Below are 5,047 nucleotides of genomic sequence, written 5' to 3'. Positions count from 1 at the left end.
AACCTTGCGGTACTTGCCGACGATGTTGCTCGCGCGATCGGTGAGGATTGCCGTGTTGAAATGGTGGCCGTCCGGCGTCAGCTCGGCATAGCCGAGATACATCGCCATCTCGTGGCGCCTCGCGCGATTGAACAGCGGCTTGACCGCCGCGCTCGGCATCTCGCGCTCGAACCAGGCATCGATCTCGCCCTGATCCTCGACATACCAGCGCGGGAAGAACGTGGTCAGCGCGAGCTCCGGATAGACGATCAGGTCGGCGCCCTTCGCCTTGGCCTCATCCATCAGCGCCAGCATGCGGCCGACCACGACGTCACGCCCCTCGGCGCGCTGGATCGGGCCCATCTGGGCAGCGGCGACGGTAATCACGCGCATGGCGCTCGGTCTCCTGGATGCGGTTGCGACAGGCTAAGAGTGAGGTGTTGGAAGAGTCAAATGCAGGCTCGGGAGGGTCGCTATGCCGGCGGATGAAGCGCGGGCCGCGCCCGCGTGAACGAGGTCCGCCCGCGCTTGATGCCCCATAGCGGCTGCGCGAGCGTCGAGATCGCTTCGGCCGGATCGTGCGCGTCGATGCACACGAGGTCCGCAGGTCCGCCGACACGGATGCCATAGTCGTCGAGCCGCATCAGCCGCGCGGCGTCGGCGGTGATCATGTCGAGGCAGCCGGCGAGATCGGCGGGCCGCGAGACGTGGCAGACATTGGCATAGAGATTGGCCATCCGGATCAGCGAGCCGTCGCCATAGGGCGTGAACGGGTTCAGCACGTTGTTGGTCGAGATCGAGCAGGTCACGCCGGCCCGCCGCAGCGGCTCGAGTGGCGTGACGCCCCGCGGCACGGCGTGGTCATGGTTGCGGCCCATCAGATGCAGGTCCGTCGAGGGCAGCACCGTCACGGCGACGCCGGCATTGGCGAGCCGCGCCGCGATGGCGTTGAAGCGCTCGGGCGGCAACAATGACATCTGGGTGACATGGCCGACCGCGACGCGCCCGCCCCAGCGATATTCCTCTGCCTTGCGGCAGACGTAGTCAATCTGCATGCCGTCGGTCGTATCGGCGAGATCGAGATGCATGTCGATCTCGGCGTCGAACGCGCGCGCGATCGAGAAGATACGGTCGATCTGCGTCCGCGGATCGGTGTCGAAATAGGGCGCAGCACCAATGGTGCGCGCGCCGCGCCGCAGGCCTTCGATCAGCAATTCCTCGGTGCCGGGATTGTTGGTGAGCCCCTCCTGCGGAAACACGCAGAGCTCGACGTCGATCGCCCAGGCATGGTCGCGCGCCAGTTGCCGGATCGCCTCGAAGCCGGTCATGCCGATGCCGGGATCGAGCTCGACATGGGTGCGCATGCGCATCGTGCCGTGCATGATGCAGCGCTCCAGCGTCCGCTTCGCGCGCGCATAGATGTCATCGGCGGTGAAGCCGCGCTTGGCTGCGGCGGTGACACGCACGGCTTCCGCGACCGTTCCTTCCTCGATGCGGCAGCGGTCGAGGATGCAGGTCTTGTCGAGATGGATGTGAGTCTCGATCAGGCCAGGCACAACGAGGCAGCCTTCGGCGTCAAGCGCGCGCGCCTCGGCCGGAAGGCCCGGCTCGATGGCGGCGATCCGGCCGTCTGCGATGCCGATGTCGGCGGCGCGAAGCTCGCCGTCCTGCACGAGTGAGGCGTTGCGGATGACCAGGTCCATCGATTTCACGCGCTTTCGGAAAGCAAGGGGTGTGCCACGGCCGCGAATGACAATCGCCCATTACCATCGACCGTCGCGTAACGCGTAAAGGGTAAGTAAAGGGATCGGCCAGCATCCACTGATCTCGCACCTGCGAGTAGAACCAGGGTCGGATCGGTCCACGCCGACCCGCGCGGCTCCGGGTTGGCAGTCCCGCGCAAAGCCATTGTAAGCGGTGGCAAAATCGCTATATTCATCGTTCGAAAATATTAGCTCCCTATGGTCAGGCCCGTCGGAAAGGCGGGCCGTCGCTGTTTAGGGGGGATACTACTGGATGAGTGGCTCGAACCGCACTGATCACATCCGCCTGACCTCGCATCCGGTTCCAGGCGCCAAGCACCCCTTCCCCATCGATTGGGGCGCCGCCAGCGCGCGCGAGCGCGGCCCCATCATCGCCACCGTGTCCCGCCCGCACGATCGCAACGTGATCGGCAGCCATGGCGGCTCCTATTCGGTCTATCGGGCGCTCGCGGTATCGTCCGGCGCGCTCGACCCGATCCGCCGCCCTGATCTCACTAATACCCATCCGGCCGCGACCATCGGCCCCTTCCCGCAATGGACCGAGCCGGCGCGGATCGTCGCCCTCGATCCCTGGGGGCATCTCGTCGCCGAGAATTTCGGCACCGAGATCGCCGAGGGCATCGACATCAGGCCGACGATTGCGGTGACGCGCGCGCGGCTCGACCTTCCCGAGATTCGGGAAGCGATCGCGTTGAAGCGCCTCGCGGTCGACGGCACGGTGGTCCATGGCAATGGCAGCGTTTCCGTGGTCAAGATCGCAATCGATCCGGTCTGGCACCTGCCCGGCGTCGCGCAGCGTTTCGGCACCAGCGAGACGCATCTGCGCCGCGTGCTGTTCGAGCAGACCGGCGGCATGTATCCGGAGCTCGTGACGCGGCCGGACCGGCAGGTGTTCCTGCCGCCGATCGGCGGCACCACGGTCTATTTGTTCGGCGACGTGGACAAGCTGCCCGATCACCGCACCCGCATCACCTGCCGCGTGCACGACGAGTGCAACGGCTCGGACGTGTTCGGCTCCGACATCTGCACCTGCCGGCCCTATCTGATCCACGGCATCGAGGAATGCGTGCGCGAGGGCCAGTCCGGCGGCCTCGGCCTCATCGTCTACAACCGCAAGGAAGGCCGCGCGCTCGGCGAGGTGACGAAATTCCTGGTCTACAACGCGCGCAAACGCCACGAGGACGGCGATGCCGCGGCGGCCTATTTCGAGCGCACCGAATGCGTCGCCGGCGTGCAGGACGCACGCTTCCAGCAATTGATGCCGGACGTGATCAACTGGCTCGGCCTCTCCCGCATCGACCGCTTCATCTCGATGAGCGACATGAAGCACGACGCGCTGGTCGCGCAGGGCATCGACATCGTCGAGCGCGTGCCGATCCCCGACGAGCTGATCCCGGCCGACGCCCATGTCGAGATGGCGGCCAAGAAGGCCGCCGGCTATTTCTCGACCGACATACCGCTGCCGGAGGATCTCACCGACACGGTCGGGCGGCCGCTGAAGAAATACTGATGCCTCGCGACGCCTCCGACCTCAGCGACCCGCGATCCCTGTTGTCGGCGAAGGCGGTGCGCGAGCGATCCCATTGCCTGCTGGAGATGGGCCTGAAGGATCAGCTTCCGCATTTCAGGATCGACCTCGCGCGGCTCGATGCAATCGCCGATCTCGTGCTCGCGACCACGCGGCAGAACTATCCGAGCGGGGATATTCCGTTTCATTCGCGCTGGCGCCATTTTGTCAGCGGCGGCGCGGATCGCTGGGCTGCGATCGCGGGCCGTGCGCGCTGGCCCGACGCCGCGGCGCAGGCCCGCGCCGAATTCGATCTCGCCATCGTAAGCGTGCTGCTCGATGCCGGTGCTGGGCCGTCCTGGCGCTACCGCGACGCTAGCGGCGCGCGCGTCGGCCGTTCCGAGGGGCTGGCGCTCGCGAGCCTCGACATGTTCGCAAGCGGGTTGTTCTCGGCCGATCCCAACGATCCGCTGCGTGCCGATGCGCAGGCGCTGGCGCGTCTGTCCGTCGCCGAGCTCGAGCGCGGCTTCCAGGTCGGCGCCGACAATCCGCTGGTCGGCATCGACGGCCGCGCCGCGCTGCTGCGGCGGCTCGGTGACCTGCTCGCGGCGAGGCCCGATATTTTTGCCGGCCGCGACGGCGCGCGGCCCGGCGGCCTGTTCGACCATCTCGCGGCCCAAGCGCGGGATGGCCACATCGACGCGCCGACGGTGCTGTCGGAGCTGCTCTCGGAGCTCGGGCCGATCTGGCCCTCCCGCATCACGCTCGATGGCGTTGCGCTCGGTGACTGCTGGCGTCATCCGGCGCTCGCAGACGGCACCGCGACCGGTGAGCTCGCGCCGCTGCACAAATTGTCGCAATGGATGACCTATTCGCTGATCGAGCCGTTGCAGCGCGCCGGCCTCGTGGTCGACGACGTCGACGGCCTCACCGGACTTGCCGAATACCGCAATGGCGGCCTGTTCGTGGACGGCGGCGTGCTGAGCCTGCGCCATGCCGAGGACGCAACACGCGCGCATGAGGTCGCCTCGCCGCTGATCGTGGAATGGCGCGCGCTGACCGTCGCCCTGCTCGATGAGCTTGCGGCGAAGCTTCGGCAGCGGCTCGGCCAGGACGCCACCAGCCTGCCGCTCGCAAAAATTCTCGAAGGCGGCACCTGGGCCACCGGTCGCGCGCTCGCCTATGAGCGTCGCCCTGACGGCTCGCCGCCGTTGCAGGTGATCAGCGACGGAACGGTTTTCTGAGCGGAGGCAAGGGAGCAAGAGCCATGGAAGGCGTCACGGTCGTCGATCATCCCCTGGTGCAGCACAAGCTGACGCTGATCCGCGAAAAATCGATCTCGACCAAGTCGTTCCGCGAGCTTTTGAAGGAGATCGGCATGCTCCTGTGCTACGAGGTCACCCGCGACCTGCCGCTCGCCGAGGTCGTGGTCGAGACGCCGCTCGCCCGCATGCAATCGGCCAAGATCGCCGGCAAGAAGCTCGTATTCGTGCCGGTGCTGCGCGCCGGCATCACCTTCGTCGACGGCATGCTCGACCTGGTGCCGACGGCGCGGGTCGCTCATATCGGCCTCTACCGCGAGCCGCAGACTTTCGTGGCCGTGGAGTATTTCTTCAAGGCGCCGTCCGACCTGGGCGAGCGGCTGGCGATCGTGGTCGCGCCGGTGCTCGCGACCGGCAACACCGCCGTCGCCGCCATCGACCGGCTCAAGGAGCGCGGCGCCCGGGATATCCGGATGGTGAACATGATCGCGGCGCCCGAAGGCGTCGAGCGGGTGCGCGGCCTGCATCCCGACGTG

At 67.1% G+C, this 5,047-nt stretch carries 5 protein-coding genes; 3 read left to right on the top strand and 2 right to left on the bottom strand.

Going from position 1 to position 5,047, the window contains the following annotated elements:
* Positions 1–372 (bottom strand): nitrilase-related carbon-nitrogen hydrolase (locus JOY90_RS19650; protein WP_291692770.1); only part of this gene is annotated, 372 nt, incomplete at its 3' end.
* Positions 373–452: 80 nt separating this feature from the next.
* Complete coding sequence (locus JOY90_RS19645) at positions 453–1,682, bottom strand: amidohydrolase family protein (protein WP_291692769.1); 1,230 nt, start codon at positions 1,680–1,682, stop codon at positions 453–455.
* 313 nt (positions 1,683–1,995) lie between these two features.
* On the opposite strand from JOY90_RS19645, the gene JOY90_RS19640 reads away from it, so the two are divergent.
* From JOY90_RS19640 to upp, 3 genes are all read left to right on the top strand, one after another.
* Positions 1,996–3,252: a GTP cyclohydrolase II gene (locus JOY90_RS19640; RefSeq protein WP_291692768.1), complete on the top strand. Its 1,257-nt coding sequence runs from the start codon at positions 1,996–1,998 to the stop codon at positions 3,250–3,252.
* Entirely contained in the window at positions 3,252–4,493 is a 1,242-nt protein-coding gene (locus JOY90_RS19635; protein ID WP_291692767.1) for a URC4/urg3 family protein, read from the top strand. Before JOY90_RS19640 ends, JOY90_RS19635 begins: the two co-directional genes overlap by 1 nt.
* Before the next feature lie 23 nt (positions 4,494–4,516).
* On the top strand, positions 4,517–5,047 hold a 531-nt coding region (gene upp / locus JOY90_RS19630), incomplete at its 3' end, for a uracil phosphoribosyltransferase (RefSeq protein ID WP_291692766.1).

This window comes from Bradyrhizobium sp. (genome assembly GCF_019242285.1).
Lineage (GTDB): Bacteria > Pseudomonadota > Alphaproteobacteria > Rhizobiales > Xanthobacteraceae > Bradyrhizobium.
Note: the sequence above shows the minus strand (reverse complement) of the source record. Positions and strands in the feature narration are given on the sequence as shown.